The 23,664-nt window shown below is 34.0% G+C and carries 26 protein-coding genes; 7 read left to right on the top strand and 19 right to left on the bottom strand.

Translation table 11 applies throughout. From position 1 onward, the window contains the following. Nucleotides 1-2 precede the first annotated feature (2 nt). The gene (locus COI44_RS14840) at nt 3-305 is read right to left on the bottom strand and encodes a DUF1462 family protein (RefSeq protein WP_049819759.1); all 303 of its coding nucleotides are present in this window, start codon (nt 303-305) and stop codon (nt 3-5) included. Between the two features lie 122 nt (nt 306-427). Here COI44_RS14840 and COI44_RS14835 point away from each other — a divergent pair, with 122 nt between their 5' ends. After that, complete coding sequence (locus COI44_RS14835) at nt 428-655, top strand: NifU family protein (RefSeq protein ID WP_025671774.1); 228 nt, start codon at nt 428-430, stop codon at nt 653-655. A 43-nt stretch (nt 656-698) separates the two neighbouring features. On the opposite strand, the gene yutH is transcribed toward COI44_RS14835, so the two are convergent. After that, nucleotides 699-1,697 carry a spore coat putative kinase YutH gene (gene yutH, locus COI44_RS14830; protein ID WP_098428677.1) on the bottom strand — a complete coding sequence of 333 codons (999 nt, stop codon included), beginning with the start codon at nt 1,695-1,697 and terminating at the stop codon, nt 699-701. Nucleotides 1,698-2,436: 739 nt separating this feature from the next. Here yutH and COI44_RS14825 point away from each other — a divergent pair. After that, nucleotides 2,437-2,958, top strand: a complete 522-nt coding sequence (locus COI44_RS14825) for a phosphatidylglycerophosphatase A family protein (RefSeq protein WP_098428639.1) — start codon at nt 2,437-2,439, stop codon at nt 2,956-2,958. Between the two features lie 116 nt (nt 2,959-3,074). Here the strand turns inward: COI44_RS14825 and COI44_RS14820 are convergent, their stop codons facing one another. Together COI44_RS14820 and COI44_RS14815 are read right to left on the bottom strand one after the other, a co-directional pair. Next, entirely contained in the window at nt 3,075-3,845 is a 771-nt protein-coding gene (locus COI44_RS14820) for a TIGR01457 family HAD-type hydrolase (protein WP_098428638.1), read from the bottom strand. An 86-nt stretch (nt 3,846-3,931) separates the two neighbouring features. Beyond that, nucleotides 3,932-4,381 (bottom strand): DUF86 domain-containing protein, encoded by a 450-nt coding sequence (locus tag COI44_RS14815; protein ID WP_098428637.1) that lies wholly within the window; start codon nt 4,379-4,381, stop codon nt 3,932-3,934. 149 nt (nt 4,382-4,530) lie between these two features. On the opposite strand from COI44_RS14815, the gene glpX reads away from it, so the two are divergent. Both glpX and COI44_RS14805 read left to right on the top strand, forming a co-directional pair. Beyond that, nucleotides 4,531-5,499, top strand: a complete 969-nt coding sequence (gene glpX / locus COI44_RS14810) for a class II fructose-bisphosphatase (protein ID WP_098428636.1) — start codon at nt 4,531-4,533, stop codon at nt 5,497-5,499. A 15-nt stretch (nt 5,500-5,514) separates the two neighbouring features. Continuing rightward, nucleotides 5,515-5,784: a DUF3055 domain-containing protein gene (locus COI44_RS14805; protein WP_098428635.1), complete on the top strand. Its 270-nt coding sequence runs from the start codon at nt 5,515-5,517 to the stop codon at nt 5,782-5,784. 237 nt (nt 5,785-6,021) lie between these two features. Here COI44_RS14805 and COI44_RS14800 read toward each other — a convergent pair whose 3' ends face one another. Then, nucleotides 6,022-6,297, bottom strand: a complete 276-nt coding sequence (locus COI44_RS14800) for a YutD family protein (protein ID WP_056468720.1) — start codon at nt 6,295-6,297, stop codon at nt 6,022-6,024. Between the two features lie 91 nt (nt 6,298-6,388). Between COI44_RS14800 and COI44_RS14795 the strand changes: the two genes are divergently transcribed. Further along, a complete protein-coding gene (locus COI44_RS14795) occupies nt 6,389-7,000 on the top strand; it encodes a YhcN/YlaJ family sporulation lipoprotein (protein ID WP_097976356.1) in 612 nt (203 codons plus the stop codon). Nucleotides 7,001-7,092: 92 nt separating this feature from the next. Here COI44_RS14795 and lipA read toward each other — a convergent pair whose 3' ends face one another. Further along, nucleotides 7,093-7,977 (bottom strand): lipoyl synthase, encoded by an 885-nt coding sequence (gene lipA / locus COI44_RS14790; protein ID WP_069034823.1) that lies wholly within the window; start codon nt 7,975-7,977, stop codon nt 7,093-7,095. 186 nt (nt 7,978-8,163) lie between these two features. On the opposite strand from lipA, the gene COI44_RS14785 reads away from it, so the two are divergent. After that, nucleotides 8,164-9,153: a M23 family metallopeptidase gene (locus COI44_RS14785; RefSeq protein ID WP_098428634.1), complete on the top strand. Its 990-nt coding sequence runs from the start codon at nt 8,164-8,166 to the stop codon at nt 9,151-9,153. A gap of 89 nt (nt 9,154-9,242) precedes the next feature. On the opposite strand, the gene yunB is transcribed toward COI44_RS14785, so the two are convergent. The 12 genes from yunB to sufC form a co-directional block, all read right to left on the bottom strand. Continuing rightward, nucleotides 9,243-10,079, bottom strand: a complete 837-nt coding sequence (gene yunB, locus COI44_RS14780; protein WP_179887134.1) for a sporulation protein YunB — start codon at nt 10,077-10,079, stop codon at nt 9,243-9,245. 45 nt (nt 10,080-10,124) lie between these two features. Further along, nucleotides 10,125-11,249, bottom strand: a complete 1,125-nt coding sequence (locus COI44_RS14775; protein ID WP_098428632.1) for an HD-GYP domain-containing protein — start codon at nt 11,247-11,249, stop codon at nt 10,125-10,127. Nucleotides 11,250-11,374: 125 nt separating this feature from the next. Next, nucleotides 11,375-11,677 carry a YunC family protein gene (locus COI44_RS14770; RefSeq protein WP_098428631.1) on the bottom strand — a complete coding sequence of 101 codons (303 nt, stop codon included), beginning with the start codon at nt 11,675-11,677 and terminating at the stop codon, nt 11,375-11,377. 72 nt (nt 11,678-11,749) lie between these two features. Continuing rightward, the gene (locus COI44_RS14765; RefSeq protein WP_098428630.1) at nt 11,750-13,153 is read right to left on the bottom strand and encodes a bifunctional metallophosphatase/5'-nucleotidase; all 1,404 of its coding nucleotides are present in this window, start codon (nt 13,151-13,153) and stop codon (nt 11,750-11,752) included. A gap of 17 nt (nt 13,154-13,170) precedes the next feature. Continuing rightward, complete coding sequence (locus COI44_RS14760; protein WP_098428676.1) at nt 13,171-13,992, bottom strand: sulfite exporter TauE/SafE family protein; 822 nt, start codon at nt 13,990-13,992, stop codon at nt 13,171-13,173. A 134-nt stretch (nt 13,993-14,126) separates the two neighbouring features. After that, nucleotides 14,127-14,648 carry a DinB family protein gene (locus COI44_RS14755; RefSeq protein ID WP_098428629.1) on the bottom strand — a complete coding sequence of 174 codons (522 nt, stop codon included), beginning with the start codon at nt 14,646-14,648 and terminating at the stop codon, nt 14,127-14,129. A 496-nt stretch (nt 14,649-15,144) separates the two neighbouring features. Then, a complete protein-coding gene (locus tag COI44_RS24650) occupies nt 15,145-15,975 on the bottom strand; it encodes an SLC13 family permease (protein WP_353616016.1) in 831 nt (276 codons plus the stop codon). A gap of 541 nt (nt 15,976-16,516) precedes the next feature. After that, entirely contained in the window at nt 16,517-17,914 is a 1,398-nt protein-coding gene (gene sufB / locus COI44_RS14745; RefSeq protein ID WP_098428628.1) for a Fe-S cluster assembly protein SufB, read from the bottom strand. A 46-nt stretch (nt 17,915-17,960) separates the two neighbouring features. Continuing rightward, nucleotides 17,961-18,407, bottom strand: coding sequence for a Fe-S cluster assembly sulfur transfer protein SufU (gene sufU / locus COI44_RS14740; RefSeq protein ID WP_098428627.1), 447 nt, complete (start codon nt 18,405-18,407; stop codon nt 17,961-17,963). Next, nucleotides 18,397-19,617 carry a cysteine desulfurase gene (locus COI44_RS14735; RefSeq protein WP_098428626.1) on the bottom strand — a complete coding sequence of 407 codons (1,221 nt, stop codon included), beginning with the start codon at nt 19,615-19,617 and terminating at the stop codon, nt 18,397-18,399. Before COI44_RS14735 ends, sufU begins: the two co-directional genes overlap by 11 nt. Then, nucleotides 19,617-20,924, bottom strand: coding sequence for a Fe-S cluster assembly protein SufD (gene sufD / locus COI44_RS14730; protein ID WP_098428625.1), 1,308 nt, complete (start codon nt 20,922-20,924; stop codon nt 19,617-19,619). Before sufD ends, COI44_RS14735 begins: the two co-directional genes overlap by 1 nt. A gap of 19 nt (nt 20,925-20,943) precedes the next feature. Beyond that, nucleotides 20,944-21,729, bottom strand: a complete 786-nt coding sequence (sufC, locus tag COI44_RS14725) for a Fe-S cluster assembly ATPase SufC (protein WP_091023520.1) — start codon at nt 21,727-21,729, stop codon at nt 20,944-20,946. Between the two features lie 244 nt (nt 21,730-21,973). Here sufC and COI44_RS14720 point away from each other — a divergent pair, with 244 nt between their 5' ends. After that, a complete protein-coding gene (locus tag COI44_RS14720; protein ID WP_098428624.1) occupies nt 21,974-22,219 on the top strand; it encodes a DUF2164 family protein in 246 nt (81 codons plus the stop codon). 702 nt (nt 22,220-22,921) lie between these two features. Here COI44_RS14720 and COI44_RS14715 read toward each other — a convergent pair. Next, the gene (locus tag COI44_RS14715) at nt 22,922-23,638 is read right to left on the bottom strand and encodes a DUF3298 and DUF4163 domain-containing protein (protein WP_098428623.1); all 717 of its coding nucleotides are present in this window, start codon (nt 23,636-23,638) and stop codon (nt 22,922-22,924) included. Nucleotides 23,639-23,664: the final 26 nt, after the last annotated feature.

The raw sequence follows: 23,664 nt of genomic DNA, 5'->3' as shown, positions 1-23,664 counted from the left end.
CATTATAGTTCAATAGCGTTATAAACATCTTTTAATTTTGGATTACCTTCACCAACAACATTTCCATTTACTAATACTACTGGATAGAAAAATTCATCATTTCTAACTCGTTCAGCGAAATCTTCTTTTTCATTATTCTCTACATTAAATATATCAATGTATTGAAAATCAAAGGCTAAGTCAGGATATTTTCTTTGAAGTGCAGCTTGAAGCCATTCAAAAGTTTCAATTGATGATGGCATTCCTACACAACTTGCACATATTACTTCAGCTCCAAAAACTTCCACTAAAATTTTATTACTCATTTTCTCCTCCTAGCATACAATAAGGGTGTGTCCAAAAATAATTTCAAACACACAAAGTACTCTGTAATAGATTTTTTCCTCTTAACTGATTATAATAAAATTAGTGAAAGGAGTCGATATGAATGGACATGAAAGAACAAGTACAAGAAGTTTTAGATAAATTAAGACCGTTTTTACTACGTGATGGTGGAGACGTTGATTTAGTTGATATTGAGGATGGAATTGTTAAACTTCGCCTTTTAGGTGCATGTGGCAGCTGCCCAAGTTCAACTATTACGTTAAAAGCTGGTATTGAGCGAGCTTTATTAGAAGAAGTACCTGGTGTAATTGAGGTAGAGCAAGTATTCTAATATATTTTTCAATACCAAAAGAGAGGGTATAAAGCCCTCTCTTTTATTTTAGCCATTTAATTTCACGAATCCCTAACTTAGCAGTTGGTAGCCCGATCAAATCATAAAATCCACCTAAAAAAGATTCAAACTCATTAGTATTTTCAAGATAATTTACTAATTTACGCTCATACCTTTTACGATCCGCATCGCTCCTTGCCAAATAATATCCTTCAATTGTTTCAAAATAGTGCACGGGGAAAAGAAGTCTTGCAAATAATAAACGCCACGCAAAAGTAGATAATGGACTTTTCTTTTCATAACCATAAAAAAATGAGAGGATTTTCTTTTGATAATTATCAGGATTCTCTAAATATTCATCCCTCACCCATTCAGCAAGATCCCTGCTTGGATGATCGTAAATCCATTCAATCGGTACTTTCGCAAAATGAATTTCTTTCTGTCTCCGTTCAGTCATTTTTTGATGACAAATTGTTGCTGCATCAACAACTTGAGGAGTATCATCTAGTTCAGTATCTACAACATATTGAATCGCATTTTCAGTCATTCCGAGATAATAAGGAAAAGATTCAATAAATATTTGTTCGAAAAAATTTTCGGGATGACTATTCACTTTACTTTGCCAAAATCTTTCTAATTGCTCTAAACGTTTTTCCCATAAATTCTTCCATTTCCCGATCCTATTTAATCTTTTCAATTCATCTGAATATTTTTTCCCTCTTAAATGAAAAATCGCCAGTTCTTCACCGTTATTATTACTGCGTTCATTTTGTCTGTTACTCTTAAATAAGGAATAATTATTTCCATCAATCTTACTCACATAGTACCCTTGAACATTTTGAACAAAGGTTGCGATCGTTTGATCTCCGGTTGAGCTCATAAAATCACTTAAACTCTTCATTTCCTGCAAATCATCTTCTTTTAAATTTCCAATGGGTGCAAGAAAATACACCCTATTCCGCTGCCAAAACATGTAATATGACTGTACTTGAAGCAATTCAGCTGGTTGAATTTGATAATGAGTAAACATGTCTTGAATGATGTTTTGGTTGCGAATAAACATCATCACTCACATCCTTCTTATACCTACTTATTTAATATATATGTCACAAATCTAAAAACCTGTACCCTACTTTTTCACTTTCTATATATAACCCGAATGGCCATACACAAAAAGGGAGAAAATGACGTAGTATATATGAAATGTGGAGGCGGGTTGGTCAGCCCCGACAAGCATAAGACAAAGGCTAAGAAAAGTTGCTTTTTACTTTTATTGGACTTTGGCTTATGACCTCGAGGGGCTACCCGCCGGAACTAGACATTACGAAATGTGGAAGCGAGTTGGTCAGCCCCGACAAGCATAAGACAAAGGCCAAGAAAAGTTGCTTTTTACTTTTATTGGACTTTGGCTTATGACCTCGAGGGGCTACTCGCTGGAACTAGACATCACGAAAATGTGGAAGCGAGTTGGTCAGCCCCGACAAGCATATGACTAAGGCCAAGAACTTGGGCGTGCTAATGACCTGAACTGTACTTTATAAAAATATGAAGGCAAGTGGTTCAACAGATAAGACCTAAGTAATAAATTATATGTCTTAATAATTTTTTACTATGTTAAAATTTTTTTATAAAGGGGAATTTTGTTCGATATCGAATCATATATAATTAATCCTCTTATTTCTTAAAAATAATTTATAGTAAAAGTTTTAGTTATTTTATGAAATTTCCATTTTAGTTATTTTTATAGTAATTAAATCAATTGATAAGGAAAAGGTGATGAAATGGACTATTTAAATCACGATTTAGAAAAGACTGCATTATCGTTAATAGAAAAAAGAGGTGTTACGCTCGATGACATTGCTGATTTAGTTTACTTTTTACAGAGTAAATATCATGAAAATTTATCTTTGGATGAGTGTAAACACAATGTTGAGAGAGTCTTGACAAAACGTGAGATACAAAATGCCATCATTACTGGTATTGAATTAGATATCTTGGCAGAGCAAGATAAACTACAGGAGCCTTTGTTGGCTATTATCAAAAAAGATGAAGGCCTTTATGGAATTGATGAAATAATTGCCTTATCGATCGTAAATGTATATGGTTCAATTGGATTCACGAATTACGGATACATCGATAAATTAAAACCTGGAATTTTAGAAAGATTAAACGATAAATCTACAGGTTTAGTAAATACATTTTTAGATGATATTGTTGGAGCGATTGCAGCTGCTGCATCTAGCCGACTTGCTCATCGCGCAGCACATAAAAAGGCTGATCAAATTAAAGCTGAAAATGAATAAAAATGAGTGGTCTCATAAGTCAATCTACTTTGAGACCACTTTTTCATTTGAAATATCACAAAAACCCCACAAGTAAATTAATTACTAGTGGGGTTTTTTTATGTCTAGATGCTTCCTTAAATATATTTAATCCACTCTTCTAAGGAGTCAACTGAATATGTTGGTTGCGTTTCGTAATTTGACAACATATCCCTTGTCGTTACTCCAGTATGAACAATCAATGTGTCAACACCAGTATTAATCCCAGCCATAATGTCTGTATCATAATAATCACCAATCATTAATGTATCCTCTTTTGCAACACCAAGAACTTTTAATGCTTGTTCCATAATAATTGATTCAGGTTTTCCAATAAAAATTGGTTTTACTGTAGTAGATACTGAAATAACAGATGTTAGTGAACCATTTCCAGGTAATAAACCTCTTTCAGTCGGAATCGCTATGTCGCCATTAGTAGAAATAAATGTCGCGCCATTTCTTACAGCTATACAAGCCTTTGCTAATTTCTCGTAATTAATACTACGGTCTAAACCACTAATTACAAAATCAGGATTTTCATCTGTAATTGTTAAGCCAACTTCCTCTAAGGCATATTGTAAGCCCTCTTCACCGATCATATAAACAGTAGCATCTGCCTTTTGTTCTTTTATGTAATTTGCTGTGGCATTACTTGTTGTAAAGACCTGCTCTTTTGTAGTTGGAATATTAAAGGAATTAAGTTTATCAGCAACTTGTTCTGGTCTACGTGTAGAATTATTCGTTACAAAAAGATATGGAATATTTTTTTCCTTCAGAGCCTTTATAAAAAGACTAGCTTCCTCAATTTGCTCCTCGCCACGATACATAGTTCCATCTAGATCAATTAAGTATCCTTTATATTGTTTCATATTGCCACTCCTTACTAGTCAGGCTGTTCTCTCGGTAATACAAGAAAAACAGCGTTAGAATCAAATTTTACATAGAAAAATTAAGATTATTTTTCCTCATCACTACTAAAAGCATTAATTACTCCAAGTTCCTTATCAAGAAAAGCTTGAACCGCAACCGGGAATTCCTTATACGCTTCTATATTTTCGCTTAATGTCGTCACTATTTTTTCTGTAATTGAAGATGTGTAATCTTGTAATAAATGTTTTCGAATTGGAATTAATTTTTTTATCGATTCTCCAGTTGATGCAGTAATAACTTTTTCATCCATTAGTATATCAACAATGTCATCATAACTTCCTGGGTCCCTCATTATAAAGCCATCAATCATTGTATTTCCAATATCTAACATACTGTCAATCAAAAGATGTGTCATTCTTTCCAAAGCTAATTCTTCTATTTTATTTTTTGGTTGGCTGTTTGACGCATAAAATTCAAGCATTGAATTTAAAATTTCAATTCGATCTAATATGTTTTGACGATTTACAAAGTACATATGTACACTTCCTTCTCAATTCTATCTTCTACATTTTATGGACTTATATTTATTTTATAGCTAAATTCGAAAAAAATCGACAAATGAAAGCGTTTCTTACCGATTTTTGTTATATTATATAGGTGAATATTTTTCTGGGGGGTGGACTTTTGGAGCGTGAATTAGCACTTGAGATTGTAAGAGTTACTGAAGCAGCTGCCCTTGCCTCTGCTCATTGGATGGGACGCGGTAAGAAAAATGAAGCTGATGACGCTGCTACTTCTGCAATGCGTTCGATGTTTGATTCAGTAAATATGGCAGGAACTGTAGTAATTGGTGAAGGTGAACTCGATGAGGCACCAATGCTTTATATAGGTGAGAAATTAGGAACTGGTACTGGACCAGAAGTAGACATTGCAGTTGATCCTCTAGAAGGAACTAATATCCTTGCAAAAGGCCATGCAAATGCAATGGCAGTAATCGCAATTTCTGATAAAGGTAACTTATTACATGCACCTGACATGTATATGGAAAAAATAGCTGTAGGTCCTCGTGCTGCTGGTAAAATATCATTAGATGATCCGATTGAAAAAACGATAGATATTATTGCTGAAGCAAACAATAAACGTGTACATGATTTAACGGTAATTGTCCAAGAACGTCCTCGTCACGATGAAATTATTGAACGAATACGTGAAAAAGGTGCTCGGGTTAAATTATTTGGTGATGGAGATGTTGGTGCTGTAATCGCTACAGCATTACCTCATACAGGAATCGATCTCTTTGTAGGTACTGGCGGCGCACCAGAAGGTGTTATAGCCGCTGCAGCGATAAAAGCCCTTGGCGGTGACATGCAAGCCCGATTAGTACCAATGAATAAAGAAGAAGAACTACGTTGTATGGATATGGGCCTTAATAACCCAAGACAATTATTAACATTAAATGATTTAGTAAAAGGCGACGATGCAATTTTTGCTGCTACTGGCGTTACTTCAGGTGAATTACTTGAAGGAGTTACTTTCTTAGGTGGAGACTTAGTCGAAACTCATTCAATTGTAATGAGAAGTAAAACAAAAACGGTGCGACATATTAAAGCACATCACCATTTAGGATACAAGCCAAATCTTATTTTAGTATAATGGAGGAATAAAAAAATGTCAGAACGTTTTTTCTTATATGATGACACTACTCAAGCAAAGACTCGTTTTTTAAGCTTTATGGGAGAAGAGCAAAGACATGATCTTGCTTTAGTATATTCTGATCGTCATTATGGCAAAGTTATGATTATGGATATGCAAAGTAATCGATTTGCAATTATTGGTTCAGATGATTTAAAAGAAGAAGGTTACTTAGAATTTGCTTTCGGAATTTCTGAAGAAAAGGCAGCTGAATTATTAGATTTTCTAAGTGAAATTATTTTCTAATTTTTCAATCCTGTGGATAAATAATTTATTTTTACTAAATAATCTGAAAAATAGTGGATAACTAAAAAGTTGTCCACTATTTTTGTGATTAAGTCTCTAGTTATTCACATTTTTGTTGAAAGATTCAAACTTATCCACAAGGTTTTTATTCTTTCAAAAAATCAAAAAATATTTTATCCACAAAATTTGTTTATGTAATTTTTCCTTAAAATAAAAAACGATGGGTATCCCCATCGTTTAATTTTTTACTTTCTTAACTACAAAATATTTACATCCAAAATTACAATACTCATAAATATATTCACGTAATGTACTTATTTTTGAATCATATGGAACATTTTTTTGAGAATCATCAAAAAATCCTCTAAGTCTTAGTTGCTCATAGCCCCAATCCCCAACAATGTAATCATACTTTGAAAGGATTTCTGCATATCTCGCTTTAAAGGCTTCTTCATTGAATCCTTCACGGTAATCTTCAACTACTTCATAGCAAATATTCTGTATGCAAACCAATTTGTATTCTCCTTCCTTTTACTCCCATAAATATGTAACTAATATTTTGGCATACTAATTTTACAATGATTATTAAAAGGTGGTATTTAATATGCGGAAATATTTAGTTTGTTTATTAACCTTATTTTTATTAACAGGATGTTCATTCGGTCCAAGTCATTCCAGACAATTCGATTATGAGGACGTGACATATAAAAATGAACATCGAACAAATCCAACACCTAAACAATTAAATACAAAGCCGATGGATTTAGGCGATGTAAATGCTAAAATGTCAAATAACTCTTACAAAGATTATGGCTTTTCTAGACTACAAAAGCAAGATGTTTTAGGTAAAGATGGTGATTATACATTAACTATTGATAAACAAGAAGTGTCAAAATTCATTTCTTATTTAGTTGTAAAGCTTCCTGATATAGACGATGCAGCTACACTAGTTACAGACCAAGAAGTATTGATTGCTTATCGATCAGATGGTGATAAAAAACTAGCTAGAAAGCAAGTTGAAAAAACTGCTCAATCAGCGCTTCCTAGTTATTATCATATCTTTACTTCGAATTCAATAAAAAATATTAATAATATTGAGGACCTAAATAAATATGGTCAGCTTAATGATGGCCAATTAGAGCAACAAATAAAAGATTTAGCTTCAGGTTTTGATGTGGATAAACAAAGCATGCATTTTGACCAGATTTCAAAGTAAAAAATAAAAGCACTAGCATGGGCTAGTGCTTTTACATATACAAATAATTTGATTTTCAGTCTGAAAGCATTAGCTTAAGCTAGTGCTTTTTATTATGCTTGTTTAGCAGCTTCTACTTGTTCGTCAGCATGGTATGATGAACGAACTAGAGGACCAGCCTCACAGTGTGAGAAACCTTTTCCTAAAGCAATTTCTTTTAGGGCTGCAAACTCGTCAGGAGTATAGTATTTTTTTACAGTTAAATGAGTTTTCGTTGGTTGTAAATATTGACCTAATGTAATGATATTTACACCTGCAGCACGTAAATCATCCATTGCTTCGTAAATTTGTTCATTTGTTTCACCTAATCCAAGCATGATGCTTGATTTTGTAGGGATGCTAGGGTTAATTTCTTTTGCTCTACGTAAAAATTCAAGTGATCTTTCATACGTAGCTCTTGCACGAACACGTGGAGTCAACTCTCTAACTGTTTCAATATTATGGTTCATAATATCTGGTTTCGCATCCATTAACATTTTAAGGTTTTCAAATTTCCCACCCATATCAGATGGTAAAACTTCAATTGTAGTAAATGGATTTGCTTTTCTAACTTCTCTAACAGTTTCTGCAAATACAGCTGCTCCACCGTCTCTTAAGTCATCACGAGCAACCGCTGTAATTACTACGTGCTTTAAATTCATTTGTGTTACTGATTCAGCAACACGAACTGGTTCTTGTAGATCAAGCTCAGTTGGTAAACCCGTTTTAACTGCACAAAAACGACATGCACGAGTACAAACCGCACCTAGGATCATAAATGTAGCTGTTTTTCTAACTGCCCAACATTCATGGATATTTGGACAACGTGCTTCTTCACAAACAGTGTGAAGATTTTTAGATCGCATCATTTTCTTTAATTCTGTGTAAGATTCATTTGTGTTTAATTTTATTTTTAGCCACTCGGGCTTTCTCAAATATTCTTCTTTTTTTGATGCCATTTGAAATTCCTCCAACGTTTATTCGTTTACGACATATTTCATTTTCTCTTCCAATAGTTTATATATTACTACATTTTTCGCGGATATGAAAAACTTTCGTTTGATTATCCCTATTATCCCTATAATTTCCATTTATGAAAGTCGCTCCTTTAACCAAACTATAGATGTAAATCAATTTAAAGGATGATGGATTTGAAAAAAATAATTGTACTTTTTTGTATGGTGGTTATCTTCATAATGCCATCATTTACAAATGCAGAAGAAATTGATCAAGCTCAGCTTAATAAAGAACGAATGGCCTTATATAAAAAAGGTGAAACGTTAACTTTTATCCCTTGGTATTACTTTGCAGCTATAGATACTTATGAACGAAATGTACGGAGTGTAAGGAACGATATACCAAAACGCGAAAATGGGGTCCTTTCGATCTATATCAAACCAGAGGATTGGAGCGGCCTATCAAATCCGGTTAAGAAAGACACATACGCTCCTACTATCCATTTATTTAGCGGCATTGGTTTAGATGGGAATAATGATGGAAAAGCTTCATTAGATGATGATGAGGATATTCTGTACACTTTCATTCATCGATTACATTTCTATGGCCCATCCAGGCAGTATATTCGAATGATGCTATGGGATTACTACCAAAGAGCAATAACTGTTGATATTATCGATGAATACGCTAGTTTGTATCAATATTACGGAAAATTAAATATAGAAGGTAATGCCTTCCCATTACCAATTCGCAGTACACATAGTTATCGTAGTACATGGGGTGCACCTCGAAGCTTTGGTGGACGAAGAGTTCATGAAGGTACTGATATTTTTGCAAATTATGGTACTCCTGTAAGGTCTACATGCTATGGAGTTATTGAGACAAAGGGCTGGAATCGAATTGGAGGATGGAGAATCGGAATTCGAGACTTATATAATAATTATCATTACTACGCTCATCTAGGTGGCTTTAACAAAGACCTTCAAAGAGGGCAAGTAGTAGAGCCAGGAACACTTATTGGCTATGTTGGAAGTACTGGATATGGACCTCCAGGGACATCTGGAAAATTCCCTCCACATTTGCACTATGGTATTTACAAAGACAATGGTTATTCAGAGTGGTCTTTTGATCCTTATCCAAAATTACGTCTTTGGGAGCGTCAGGATAGAAACAAATAAAGAAATCTCACCGATTGGCAAATTTCAGGTAAATTGAAACCAGTAATGAGAAAAAGCAGACTAATCCTAGTATACTAAGTTAGTCTGCTCTATTTTAAATTTATTTTTTTCCTTTTGTGTTTGATGGAATTAGCCTGAGTATTTGGAGTAAATGGAATATAACTTGGAACTTCCCCATCGATAATTTCTGTAGCAATTGGGACTTCTACTTTCACCTTTGTTGATTTTGTACTAAACGGGATAATTACATTCATATTTACTTCTACATTCATAATAATTTCGACTACAGAATTATCAAATCCAAATGGCTTAACTTCTTGTGTAACATTAGCCACTGCATCACCGACTACAGAAAAGCGAACTGGTATAGTAGGTCCAAGTTTCCCTAAAAGTACTGTATTAGTAACGACCCCAATCGGTACTTTTAAATAAAGCCCCTCATGATTCGCCTTCATTTTCTTCATTTCTGCTTTTGATAAAGATAAAAATGATAAATCCCCATTTTCAACTCTCCGTATATTTTCTTCAACATGCTGAGTAGTAGAACCAATTATTTTATTGATTAAATATGTATTCGTACTTATTATCGCCTTACCATTCTCATCAACATCCCGAATTATAATATCCTGCCCTTGCAGTTCCTTAGATGCCGATTCATACGCTTCATTGATTACTAAAGAAGCAATTCGTCTTGTTTGTTTCTCAGAATATTTTAAGATCGTTGGAGTGAAAATTTTATCAATTTCCCAAAAAGCATATAAGGAAAAAAATAATAGAACAATACAAATAACTACATATTTATTTGGAAATATATTACGAATTGTTTGTGTTATTTGAGTTGAATCAGTTTTAAATCCGCCGAAAGATTTTCTTTTTGAAACAAAGTATTTATTTTTTGGAACACGTCTGTACTTAAATCTCTTCATCGTATCCATGCCCCCTTACTAATGGGTATGCATGTCAATGCCTGTTCATTCTAATGGATTTGCACAATTCAAAATCGCTTTTTTTATTATTTGATCACACTCGATAATCTCTAATTTCAACTCATTATATAAATTCACTTCATAAGGAATACTTAATTTCCTTCTGTTTTCCTCAATTATCAGCACAACTGGACGATCTGTAGAAGCATCATTTTGACTAAAAACGATTCCCTGTCTACCATCACTCAATTTTACGTGTAATCCCGTTGGATAAATGGTTAGTAGATCGCTAAATATGCTGATTAATTTCGCATCGTATAATTTATCACTACCACTCATTAATAAAGTTAAACCTTCATGCGGGAGCATAGCTTGTCGATATACTCGATTTGAAGTAACAGCATCAAAAAAGTCGGCAATCCCAATAATCTTTGAGAAAAGATGCATTTCCTCACCAAATAAACCTTTTGGATAGCCGCTCCCATTGATCCTTTCATGATGCTGTAATGCACAGTCCGCAACAATTGGATGAATAGAAGGTACTTGTCGTATCATATCGTATCCAGCAATTGTATGTTGTTTAATGAATGCATATTCATCTTCAGTTAAACGGTCCTGTTTATTTAAAATCTTTTTTGGTATGGCCATCTTCCCGACATCATGTAAAAGTGCACCCAATCCAAGTAAATTAAGTTGGATTTTACTTAAATCTAATGCCGTTCCAATTCCTAAAGAATACATAGCCACATTTAGAGAATGCGTAAAGAGATACTCATCAAATAGTAATACATCAATCAATAAAGATAAAACATCCTTCTGTTGCCATAATTCGTATTGCAGTGATTTTATAATTTCTTTAAACCTAGATGAGTTTTTTTCTAAAGATAGCCCTCTTAAATAAAAATCTTCGCTAGTTAATTTAACAAAAGCATCTTCTATTTTTTTTGAGTTTTCAATGCGAAGTTCGTCTGAAATAATTGTCATTCCCTTTAAATGTTCTGATGATTGAGCATGTACTAAGACAAATGGAATAGCTAATTTATGTATTTGATTAATCATCTCTTCTGTTAAAGGAATATTTGCATTAACGATCATTTTTCCATGTTCATTATAAACCGGTTTTCTTAAGATCGTACCTGGAACAAGCGTTGATGCTTCAACAACTCTCATTGTTTTCTCCTTGACCAATTTTTTAATTAAATATATGGCTCTTCATACCAGTTAATACGTTGTAATAATCAATTTTTTTAGACTTCATTTACAAAGAAGCCACTAAAAAAATTTAGTGGCTTTTTTTATATCATCTTTAATAATGCGTCTCTTCCAATCATTCCTTTTTGAATACCTAACTTTTCTGCTTCAACAGTAATGGATTCTAAAGGCGCATTTAATAATTCTTCTATTGTTTTTACACCAACTGCTCGACCTGCAATAATTTGACGATCGCGCAATCTTTCATTTAATAAAGCTACATCTAATGCTCCGCACATAATATATCCGTTATCATTCATAACGACTAATAATGTAGTTTTTGGAAGTAAAACTGTAACAGCATTAAATATATGAGAATCTATTTTAATTGGGCTTAAATTGATCAAGTTCAACGCTCCTTTCTCATTCTAAAATATGAGAAAAAAACAAAAGTGTAACCTGTCTAATCTTGATAAATTTTATACATCTTTTAAAGCCGAAAATAACACATCACGTATAAATTCAGGCATAAAAAATCTTTTATGACTAGCATCTCGAATTGTAGGAATTAAATGACCAAACGTAAATAAATCCAAAGTTCCGATCGCATACATTCGATTTAAATCTAACATTTCACCATTAATAAATAGATCCTCTTTTTTTAAATGCTTTTTCTTATCTTTATTAACAATCGTGATTCCATCGTAAACCATTTTTCCAATTACTTTCCCTCTAAATCCAAAACCTTTCATCTTTAGATGAGTCAGTTCTTTTTCTTCACAACGATTTAAAACAATTAGTAATTCCTCACCAGACAAATTAACGACACAAGGATTAATAGGATGTGGGCAAATCCGATGAATGTCCCCCTTAGTAACAAGTCCATTGTTTAAACCTTCAAGTAAAATACCGGAATTTAGTATACTGATATCTGATTTAGTCCATCGGCGAAGTGCATTTGCTAATAATTTCAGTAATGGACTTTCTTTAAACCAATTTACACCCATGTTACTCGGTAGTTGTGTCACTGGTTCATTTAAAATTTCTTTACTTAATCTCATTAAATTAGCCAACATCATTTTCGTCATTTCATCTTGGTAATATGTTGGGACTGTATGTACTTCAGTAACTGAAGCTTCAGTATTTATAATGCTTTTCGTCTCTTTATTTACAGTAATTAATACCTCACCTAAATAGTTACCGTGTTTTCCTGTTCCACAAAGTAAAGTTTCACCAACATACTCCCCATTTGGAAATAAATGATGAGTATGTGCGCCTAAGATAATATCAACTCCTGAAAATTGTTCAGCGATTCTCTGATCGTCTCTCATACCTAAATGAGAAAGTATAATGACAATGTCTGATTGCGCTTTGACAATTGGCAATATGTTATTTAACATTTCAAACGGATCATTTATACTCCAACCTAGCGTTTCATAAAATACAGGATAAGCGACTGTTAAACCAATTACTCCTAGCTTTACTCCATTTTTTTCATATATTTCAAATGGCTTGCTAAAACTCTCGGTACCTTCATCTGAAATGTTTAAATTACCAACTAATACATCAAACTTTGCATCCTCGTAAAGGTTTAACAACTCACCTTTTGATAAGGTAATTCCTTCATTATTTCCTATTGTAATTGCATCAAACTTTGCATCATTTAAAAGTTCCACATTACCTTTTCCTAAAGTGGCCTCCGAAATTGGATGAAATCGATCAACGAAATCTCCAATATCAAAAGTAAGTGTGACCTCACCTTTTTCTTTAGCTAACTCTCTTTTAGACATCAACAAACCGACAATTGTTGGCCACGTTTCAAAATGGCTATGAATGTCATTTGTATGGAACAACCGAATATTTATAGTTTGATTTGTTTCCATTGTTCCACCATCCTTTTTTAAATATTTTCTATAATTAATTTTATGCCATAAAATAACACAACTAACCTTAAAATTAATGCGATTGTTTCAGTTTTTAATTTTTGATTAATATATGCCCCAATTTTTCCACCAAACCATGCACCAGGAATAAGTAGAAGAATGTAATAGAAATTTACTTCTCCTAATGTTATGTATGAAATCGAGCTTCCAAGAGTTGTAAACATAACGACAAACATTGAAGTCGCAACAGCTAACTGAGGTGGAAAACCAAATAAAAACGCCATCATTGGTACTAACAATATGCCTCCACCAATTCCAAATAACCCTGAGATGATCCCGATACAAATAGACAAAGAAATCGCTAATGGAAGACTATAGCTATATGTAAATGCCTCGCCTTCATCATTTGTATATGTTCGTATAATCCCTTTATGTACTTCCTTTGATTTTTTATTTAATTTTGAAGAAACAAATAGAAAGACTGATATACAGATTAAAAATATACCAAAAAATAAAGTAAACCGCTCTGTATTTAAAAGCGAATTGATGTATGTACCTAGTAAGCTACCAGGAACACTACCTATTAAAAATAAAATACCACTCTTATAATCGATTCGTTTTTGCTTATGATACGAAAGGGTGGATGAAAGCGATGAAAACACAATTGTAATCAGTGAAGTTCCAACTGCAACATGAATTGGTACAGTCGAAAAAGCGGATAAAAAGTGATCAATATTCAGTAGCATTGGAACAATAATAATTCCTCCGCCTAAACCAATCAATGATCCGACTGTTCCTGCAGCAAGCCCTATACTAATGAGTATAAGAATTTGTAGAATGATATCCAACCTAAATTTCTCTCCTTTTTAAATACACTAAAAATCTATTTTCTCTTTAGTTTACATAATATTTTAACATAAAAAAACTCGGAATTCCCCGAGTATAATTAATACCTTTTTATAAACACTGGCTATTATTTTAATATACTTAAATTTACAATCCAAGGTCCTACGTCAGTTTTGTATCTTTTTGCCATCACTCTTGTAATTTGAGTTATATGGGTTAGATCATGTACGACGAAAGTGGATAATAATTCTCTTAATTTAACAGGGCCCAAGTCAGGATGAATCCCTTCTAATTCTAGATGATTATTAGGGTCCACTAATAATTGTAGCTTTTTAATATTTTCCGTTCTTAAATTCTTAAATTCAAGCAGTCTTTCTTCTATTGATTTCTCTTGTTTTTCTTTTAAATGCGAAAAACGATCGAATGGCGGGAAATGATTGTTTCCTTCTTTATCAAGCATGCAGTTCAACCTTGGAATCCAATTTGTTTTTTCACACTCAATTAGATGGTCGATTACTTCAGAAGCATTCCAGGTTCCCTCACCTTCATTACACTGTAACCAAGATTCTGATAATCCAGTTAAAAAAGACTCTAATAATTCCGGTGTTCTTTCTAAAATTTCAATAGCTTCTTTAAGATTAAAATTCATAAAAAAACCTCCCCTTTGATACAGAACATGGACTTACAAGTTAAATTCTACCACAAATAGAACGATCTTATTTTATAAAAACCTTTATTTATCTGAACAATTGGGGAGGTTTAACGTAGAAGGATTTTTACCAAAAATACTGATTCACAAAAAAATTAATTCCGGCGCTATTGCATTAGGCGCAATATCGTTTACAATGGACACACTTCCTAGTTCACCACAAATTCAAAACATTATTCCAACAACCTTATTTCAAAACAAAGCATTCGGTCGATAGCCCAATTCATTTACAGATTATTTAGTCTCAGTCATACTTTTTCAACTCTGAACATCAATCTTAATAAAAAAAAAGAGACGAATTTCAAAACTTCGTCTCGACTAAATACTCTATTTTTCAATTAAACTATCTCTAATTTGATTAAAAATGGTCAAAATGTCTAGGAGTAATTTTTTGCATCTCGTCCAATTTAATCCATCTGATCCTTCTATCACTTTATCAGTGTACTGGGAACATAATAATCGCACCTAAACAGATCGCCAAAATACGGATTAGGTACATAGGTACTGAGAACAACCAGAACTGTGGAAGCTTATATTTACCCATACCTAAAATCATAGCTGGCATACCATCAATAGGCATGTACCCGCCGTTCCATCCAGATATTACAACTGCAGCTGCGGCAGCAACAGGATTAAGTCCTAAACTAATGCTGGTTGAAATAGCGACTGGCGCAAAGATGAAAACAGAACCCATATTTGAAACAGTAAAAGTAGAACAAGTACTAGTTAAAAGTGCGAAGATAAAGATGAGAACGAATGGATTGATATCAGTACCCAATGAATGCGCCACGGCTTTTCCAATCATAGCTGTAAATCCAGAGTTAGCTAGAGCGTCAGCAACGCCGATCACACCAGCCATCTTAAGGATTACAGGTGCACCCATATTATCTCGAACTTCTTTGAAATCAAGTACGTTGATTATAAGTAAGAATGCTCCTGCAAGACCAGGGATTACATAGGCAGCATTACCCAATACGTTCATAAGCATCATACCAATAACACTTAAGATAAATGCAGTGATGGTGCTGTATTCTTTCCATGCAGGCATAGCCACAACCCCAGCAGCAATCTCACTCTTACTCTTAGCATCTACCTCATCATATTCAGAAGCTTCCGTAATTGGATGATCAGGTAGAAGACGGTAAGCAACAAAGCTCCATACCAAGAAACCAAGTGTTAGGATGAAATTCACTACTGCAAATTTCGACATCGAAAGCCCACCGGTATAACCTGCTGTTCCCAGTACGCTGACAGTAACACCATACAAGAGTGCTACATTGAAAGGAATCAAAGGATGGTTAGTAGCAAACCCTTAAGGCATCATCAATTTTGGATGTAGGCATTTTTTTATTGTAAGGTATAGTAGATATCAATGATAGAATCAGTACATAGTAACCAGTGAAACCGGTACCTGCTAAACTGGCACCAAGCATTACTACCAAGAGCAAAAGAGCATAGTTCTTATACCCGCCCCTATTTACCAAAGCGAGCATAGAGGACTGAACCTTACCAATCTAGTCTTCATTAATCCCGCCATAACAACCATAAAACCGGCGACCATGATAACGCTTGGGTTCACGAAACCTGCGAAAGCCTCCTGAACAGTAGACAGACCGGTGACTACTAGCAGAAGGGATGATCATTTATGCTCATGGCCTCAAACATACAATTTCGATTTTGTTGCATGAATTAGGAGCCAGCCTTAAATATGTATTATATTACCAAAACAACAACAACAGCGGATAATTATTAAATATTACTAAAAAAAGAAGACGAACTTTAAAAGTTCGCCTTCACTAAAAACTCTATTAACCAATAGAACCTTCCATCTCGAATTTAATCAGACGGTTCATTTCAACTGCGTATTCCATTGGTAATTCTTTTGTAAATGGCTCAATGAAGCCCATTACGATCATTTCTGTAGCTTCTTGCTCAGAAATACCACGGCTCATTAAGTAGAATAATTGCTCTTCAGATACTTTTGAAACTTTTGCTTCGTGCTCAAGAGAAATATTGTCGTTTAAAATTTCGTTGTATGGAATTGTATCAGAAGTTGATGCATTATCCATAATTAACGTATCACACTCAATATTTGAACGTGATCCAGTTGCTTTACGACCGAAGTGTACGATACCACGGTACGTTACTTTACCACCATGTTTAGAAATAGATTTCGAAACAATTGTAGAAGAAGTATTTGGAGCTAAGTGAATCATTTTAGCACCAGCATCTTGGTGTTGTCCTTTACCAGCAATTGCAATAGAAAGTGTAAGGCCACGAGCACCTTCACCTTTAAGGATAACTGCTGGGTATTTCATTGTTAATTTTGAACCAATGTTTCCATCGATCCATTCCATTGTTGCGTTCGCTTCACAAACGGCACGTTTCGTAACTAGGTTGAATACGTTATTCGCCCAGTTCTGAATTGTTGTATATCGGCAGTATGCATCCTTCTTAATGATGATTTCTACTACTGCAGAGTGAAGTGAGTTTGTTGTATATACAGGAGCTGTACATCCTTCAACGTAATGTACGTGTGCACCTTCGTCAGCGATGATTAATGTACGTTCAAATTGACCCATATTTTCAGAGTTAATACGGAAATACGCTTGAAGTGGCGTATCAACTTTAACACCTTTTGGTACGTAGATGAATGAGCCACCAGACCAAACTGCTGAGTTTAATGCAGAGAATTTGTTATCTGTTGGTGGAATTACTTTACCAAAGTGTTCTTTGAAGATGTCTTCGTGTTCACGTAATGCAGTATCTGTATCAGTAAACAGAATTCCAAGGTCCGTTAAGTCTTGTTTCATACTATGATAAACTACTTCAGATTCGTACTGAGCAGAAACACCCGCTAAATACTTTTGTTCAGCTTCAGGAATACCTAATTTATCAAATGTGTTTTTAATTTCTTCAGGCACTTCATCCCAAGACTTTTCTGTTTTCTCTGATGGCTTTACATAATAAGTAATTTCATCAAAGCGTAAATCAGACATGTCTCCACCCCATTGAGGCATTGGCATATCATAAAAATGTTGTAAAGATTTTAAACGGAAATCTAACATCCATTGTGGTTCATTTTTCATGCGTGAAATTTCTTCAACGATTTCTTTTGTTAATCCACGTTCAGAACGGAAAATCGATACGTCACGATCATGAAAACCATATTTATAATCACTAATATCTGGCAAATTAGTAGACATTATTCTTGCTCCCTTCTAATAGAAGAGGAGGATTAAAGCTCAGAAGTTATTCTGATTTTAACCCCTTCTCCATCGCTTTCCATGCAAGTGTTGCACATTTAATTCGTGCTGGAAACTTTGAAACACCTTGAAGTGCTTCAATATCATCTAAATCGATTGATTCATCATATTCTTTTCCAAGCATCATATCTGAAAATATTTGAGCAAGCTGTAGGGCTTCCTCTATTTTTTTACCTTTAATTGCGTGAGTCATCATTGAAGCTGACGCCATTGAAATTGAACATCCTTCACCGTCAAAACGAGCATCTGATACAATTCCATCATCAACCTTTAAACGAAGTTCAATGCGATCACCACAAGTAGGGTTATTCATGTTTATTGTTACATCGTTTTCTGATATTGCCCCTACCCCTTTGTTACGAGGGTTTTTATAATGGTCCATTATCACGCGACGATATAATGCATCTAAATCAATGTTTCGATTAATAGACATCGCTGAAATACTCCTTCGTTTTAACTAATCCTCTTACAAAAGCATCTACATCTTCTTTTGTATTATACAGATAGAAACTTGCACGAGCAGTAGCAGATACCTTTAACCATCTCATTAATGGCTGAGCACAATGATGGCCAGCTCGAACAGCAATTCCTTCTACATCTAATACAGTTGCAACATCATGTGGATGAACATCTTCCACATTAAACGTTACTAGCCCTGCACGATGCTTCGGACCATAGATTGTTACTCCTTTTACAGTAGATAACTGTTCAAGTGCATAATTCGCAATCTCATGTTCATGCTTTTCGATATTATCCATACCGATTTCAGTTAAGAAATCAATAGCAGCGCCTAAACCAACTGCACCAGCAATGATTGGAGTACCACCTTCAAATTTCCATGGCAGTTCTTTCCAAGTAGAATCTTGTAAGTCAACGAAATCAATCATTTCCCCACCAAATTCAATAGGTTCCATGTTTTCAAGAAGATGTTTTTTACCATAAAGTACACCAATACCAGTAGGAGCACACATTTTATGACCAGAAAATGCATAAAAATCGCAATCCAAGTCTTGAACGTCGACCTTCATATGTGGAGTACTTTGTGCACCATCAACAAGCATGATTGCTCCATTTTGATGAGCAATTGCTGCAATCTCTTTAACAGGGTTAATTGAACCAAGTACATTTGAAACGTACATAATCGCAACTATTTTTGTATATGAGTTAATTGTAGCTTTTGCTTGCTCAATGCTGATTGAACCATCTTCTTCTAATGGTATATATTTTAATGTTGCGCCAGTAGCTTTAGCAACCTGTTGCCAAGGAATGATGTTACTGTGATGTTCCATATAAGAAATCACAATTTCATCTCCAGCTTTTAAGTTCGTTCTTCCGTAACTTGCAGCAACTGTATTAATTGCAGTAGTTGTACCTCTAGTAAAAATAATCTCTTCAATTGATGATGCATTAATAAATTTACGTACTTTATCACGAGCTCCCTCGTATGCATCAGTAGCTTTTGTTCCTAGAGTGTGTACACCTCTATGAACGTTAGAATTATATTCTTTATAGTAGTTAGCAACAGCTTCTATTACTTGAACAGGTTTTTGTGAAGTTGCAGCACTATCCAGATATACTAAAGGATGTCCATTTACTTCTTGATTTAATATCGGAAAGGCTTCACGGATTGCTTTAACATCCATTACTTAACCTTCCTCTCAATTACATCAACAAGCATTTTTTTAACTTCCTCAATTGGTAATTCCGAAACTACAGGTGCTAAGAATCCGTGAATAACTAAGCGCTCTGCTTCTTTCTTCGGAATACCGCGACTCATTAAGTAGTACAGTTGAGTAGGATCTACTTTACCAACAGAAGCAGCGTGACCTGCCATAACATCATTTTCATCAATTAATAGAATTGGGTTCGCATCTCCACGAGCTTTTTCACTAAGCATTAATACACGTGAAGTTTGTTGTGCATTAGACTTAGAAGCGCCGTGTTCAATTTTCCCAATACCATTAAAGATTGAAGTAGCAGAGTCTATTGATACACCATGTTTTAAGATCCAACCTTCAGATCCTTTACCAAAGTGAGTAATATTTGTTGTAAAGTTTTGAGTTTGCTCACCACGGCCTACAGTAACCATTTTCATGTCGCCGAAAGAACCGTCTCCTACTAGGTTTGTAACATTTTCGAAAACTGAGTTTCCATCGTTCATAAGGCCAAGTGCCCACTCGATTTTGCTATCGCGACCAGCGTGACCACGACGAACAACATAAGCAGTAACACCTTTTGCTAAAGTATCAACAGCACCATAACGAACTTTTGCATTATCTAATGTAATTACTTCTGTAATAACGTTAACAACAGCCGCATCTAAATCAGCAGATGTAGAAACATAGTTTTCAACATAAGTAACTTCACTGAATGCATCTGCAACAACTAAAACGTGGTTATATGCAGGTACGTTTTCACCATCTACAACAAAAATAGATTGGATTGGTTTTTCTAATACAACATTTTTAGGAATGTATAAGAAAGCTCCACCATTTACTAATGCTGCATGTAAAGCGATTAATTTATTTTCATCGACTTTTACAGCCTCTGTCATAAAATATTTTTTCACAAGATCTTCGTGATCTTTAATTGCCGTGTGTAAATCTACGAATACTACACCTTTTTCTTTTGCTTCAGAAGAAAGAGAGTGGTATACAGCAGAACCATTATATTGTACATAAACTGATTGATCAGTGTCTTCATTCATTAAAGATGTTACTGACTCTGGTAATTGATCTTTTGTAGGAACATTTCCAGCTGTAACATTAAATTCTTTTCCAAAGAAATCCCATTTAGAGATATTTGTTTTATCTGGCTTTGGAAGAGAAAGTGATTCAGCTTTTGCTAGTGCATTTAAACGGAACTCTGTGAAATATGCAGGTTCATTTAGCAGTGCAGAAAGCTGCTTAACTGTTTCTTGACTAAATGGAATTGTAGTACCAGTTGTCATGAGAATCCCTCCTATCCGATTAAGCTTCTTGCCCAACAGTCTCGTCTTCGATACCTAACTCTTGTTTAATCCAGTCATATCCTTCAGCTTCTAAACGAGCAGCTAATTCAGGACCACCTGATTTTACAATACGACCTTGCATCATTACGTGAACGAAGTCAGGAGTAATGTAGTTTAATAAGCGTTGGTAGTGAGTGATGATTAAGCAACCAAACTCTTCTCCACGCATTTCGTTAACACCTTTAGAAACTACTTTTAATGCATCGATATCTAAACCTGAGTCAATTTCGTCAAGAATAGCAATTTTAGGTTGGATCATCATCATTTGAAGAATCTCATTACGTTTTTTCTCTCCACCTGAGAAACCTTCATTTAAGTAACGTTGAGCCATTTCTGGATCCATTTCTAAGAATTCCATGTTTTTATCTAATGTACGGATAAATTTCATTAATGAAATTTCATCGCCTTCTTCGCGACGTGCATTCACTGCAGAACGTAAGAAATCTGCGTTTGTTACACCACTAATTTCACTTGGGTATTGCATAGCAAGGAAAAGACCAGCTTGAGCGCGCTCATCAACTTCCATTTCTAATACATCGTTGCCGTCAAGCTCAATGCTACCACCGATTACTTCATATTTAGGATGACCCATAATAGCAGAAGATAAAGTTGATTTACCTGTACCATTTGGTCCCATGATTGCGTGAATTTCTCCACCTTTTACTTCAAGGTTTACACCTTTTAAGATTTGCTTTCCTTCAATTGCTACTTGAAGGTCTTTTATTTTTAATGTAGAAGCTCCCATTTTACACCCTCCATAATATTACATAAAAATTCTATAAAATAGAAAATGGCTATTTTAAGTTCATTCTCATTTTATTCTCATTCTAATCTTAAAGCAATTAAAAAGTATTTTCAAGCTGTGCACTATTTTACCAAAAAAGTTTTATTACGTGTAACTTTTTTTCGCAAAAAAAGAATAAATAGAGATACTATATATATATAGGAAATAAAAATCTAATATCACAACTAAAAAAGAGGGGAATTTAATGTCTAAAACAACTAAGCTTTCATCAGATCAACAAAAATTTGCGATTAATCAACTACAAACGTATTTCTTACAAGAAAGAGACGAAGAATTAAGTGAATTAAGTTCAATATTGCTATTAGACTTTATATCACAAAAACTTGGACCTATGTTTTACAATAAGGGAGTTGAAGACTCACAAAGATTTATGTCCGAACGAGTTGAAGATCTTTATGCTTTATTATTAAAGGAACAGATTGAAGATTAAGTTGTTTTAGTAAACTTCTTTGCTTTTAGTTTTTACCGACCTTTAGCACACACTTTATTAATCGTACATACTCAATTTTAGATTATTCAATATTTATATAGTTGTTCAACTTATTCTTATATTGTTAAAACAAATGAATGACTCTACCATTATTTACGAAAAAGCTCTGTTTCATTATCAAATTATCAAATAAATAAAGAAAAGAACCTTTTGCATAATAATGAAGGTTCTTTTCTTTACGTTGTTCAAAAACAATCTTGTCAATTAATTACCAAATTTTGTAAAAGGAGCCCTCGTGGTTGATTTCCACTACAGGATGCTCGCTTTCCATTTGGCGAGACCTGAAGCCTCCTCGGCAAAGCCTGCGGGGTCTCAGGCTTCCCGCATATCCCATAGGAGTCGAGCATCCCTCCGTTCTAATCAACTTGTCCATCAAAGTAAAGTCTGCAATAAAAACCTAATCAAATTGCCTTTACTTAGAGTAAAATAAAGTTTATTAGTCAGTTTGTATGTCAATTAAGGTCGAACATCAACTTATAAACTAATCATTTGAAATTTTTTTTCTAAAATTTACTTTTAACTTCTGAAAAAAACACTAATTTATTGGGATATTAAAAATGTAAAATCATTAATAAATCCTGAAAAATGAATTTTAACATCAATAACTTCTACATATTTTAAAACATAAGAAAAACGAATTGATTATTGATAAACCTGCACAGGTATAAAGACTTCAGGCATGCCAGCAGCATATGCAGCTACTTCATATTCTTTAAAGATTAATTTAATTCCTGCATGGTCAAATGCCCATAATCGATTTTTGTCACTTAAGTCAATTTCGTTAGGAGATTTTATTAATACATATCCTTTATATTTCTTTTGTAATTGCTGATAAGCATATTCTTGGACGGATTTTGTATTTTCATTTATTAATTTAGATAGTGGAACTACATCACCAGTTTTCACGTCAAAATTAAATGTAGTACCCATTGTCATCCCATGTGCCCCACCTGTATATGAATACTCATTGTAAATAGCACTTAATTTATCAAGATTGTTATATAGTACTTTATAAGTAAAAACATATTCATAAGGTCTCCACGGCCCTTGGCTAGCTTCCCATTTTGCCTTAGCTTCCTTCTCGTCTTCTAATAGCTTCAAACGATTATTATTCGATAAATCAGCACCTTGTTTTAATATACTATTGATCTTTTGCTGTGCGGTTGAATTAGATGCTCCACTTATTTGTGGATACTTAATCGGTGCATCATTTAGTTTTTGTTCAGTAATTTTAATATGTCGCGGTAATGGGTTTTCATTGATTTGATCTTTATTATCCGCATTAACAAATTTAATAGTTCCCAAATTAATACTGCTAGTCATTATGATTAATAAGAAATAATATAGAAACTTTTTCACTAGACTCCTCCTATTTTCTTTATCAA

Origin of the sequence: Bacillus sp. AFS088145, from assembly GCF_002564465.1 — a bacterium.
Lineage (GTDB): Bacteria > Bacillota > Bacilli > Bacillales > Bacillaceae_G > Gottfriedia.
The sequence above is the reverse complement of the archived record's forward strand: the minus strand, read 5'-3'. Positions and strand labels throughout refer to the sequence as shown.

Bases quoted from the DNA above. Each gene is read 5' to 3' on its own strand.
- COI44_RS14840 (WP_049819759.1), bottom strand. From the start codon at position 305: ATGAGTAATAAAATTTTAGTGGAAGTTTTTGGAGCTGAAGTAATATGT.
- COI44_RS14835 (WP_025671774.1), top strand. From the start codon at position 428: ATGGACATGAAAGAACAAGTACAAGAAGTTTTAGATAAATTAAGACCG.
- COI44_RS14825 (WP_098428639.1), top strand. From the start codon at position 2,437: ATGGACTATTTAAATCACGATTTAGAAAAGACTGCATTATCGTTAATA.
- COI44_RS14820 (WP_098428638.1), bottom strand. From the start codon at position 3,845: ATGAAACAATATAAAGGATACTTAATTGATCTAGATGGAACTATGTAT.
- COI44_RS14815 (WP_098428637.1), bottom strand. From the start codon at position 4,381: ATGTACTTTGTAAATCGTCAAAACATATTAGATCGAATTGAAATTTTA.
- COI44_RS14805 (WP_098428635.1), top strand. From the start codon at position 5,515: ATGTCAGAACGTTTTTTCTTATATGATGACACTACTCAAGCAAAGACT.
- COI44_RS14795 (WP_097976356.1), top strand. From the start codon at position 6,389: ATGCGGAAATATTTAGTTTGTTTATTAACCTTATTTTTATTAACAGGA.
- lipA (WP_069034823.1), bottom strand. From the start codon at position 7,977: ATGGCATCAAAAAAAGAAGAATATTTGAGAAAGCCCGAGTGGCTAAAA.
- COI44_RS14785 (WP_098428634.1), top strand. From the start codon at position 8,164: ATGGATTTGAAAAAAATAATTGTACTTTTTTGTATGGTGGTTATCTTC.
- yunB (WP_179887134.1), bottom strand. From the start codon at position 10,079: ATGAAGAGATTTAAGTACAGACGTGTTCCAAAAAATAAATACTTTGTT.
- COI44_RS14775 (WP_098428632.1), bottom strand. From the start codon at position 11,249: ATGAGAGTTGTTGAAGCATCAACGCTTGTTCCAGGTACGATCTTAAGA.
- COI44_RS14765 (WP_098428630.1), bottom strand. From the start codon at position 13,153: ATGGAAACAAATCAAACTATAAATATTCGGTTGTTCCATACAAATGAC.
- COI44_RS14755 (WP_098428629.1), bottom strand. From the start codon at position 14,648: ATGAATTTTAATCTTAAAGAAGCTATTGAAATTTTAGAAAGAACACCG.
- sufB (WP_098428628.1), bottom strand. From the start codon at position 17,914: ATGTCTACTAATTTGCCAGATATTAGTGATTATAAATATGGTTTTCAT.
- sufU (WP_098428627.1), bottom strand. From the start codon at position 18,407: ATGTCTATTAATCGAAACATTGATTTAGATGCATTATATCGTCGCGTG.
- COI44_RS14735 (WP_098428626.1), bottom strand. From the start codon at position 19,617: ATGGATGTTAAAGCAATCCGTGAAGCCTTTCCGATATTAAATCAAGAA.
- sufD (WP_098428625.1), bottom strand. From the start codon at position 20,924: ATGACAACTGGTACTACAATTCCATTTAGTCAAGAAACAGTTAAGCAG.
- sufC (WP_091023520.1), bottom strand. From the start codon at position 21,729: ATGGGAGCTTCTACATTAAAAATAAAAGACCTTCAAGTAGCAATTGAA.
- COI44_RS14720 (WP_098428624.1), top strand. From the start codon at position 21,974: ATGTCTAAAACAACTAAGCTTTCATCAGATCAACAAAAATTTGCGATT.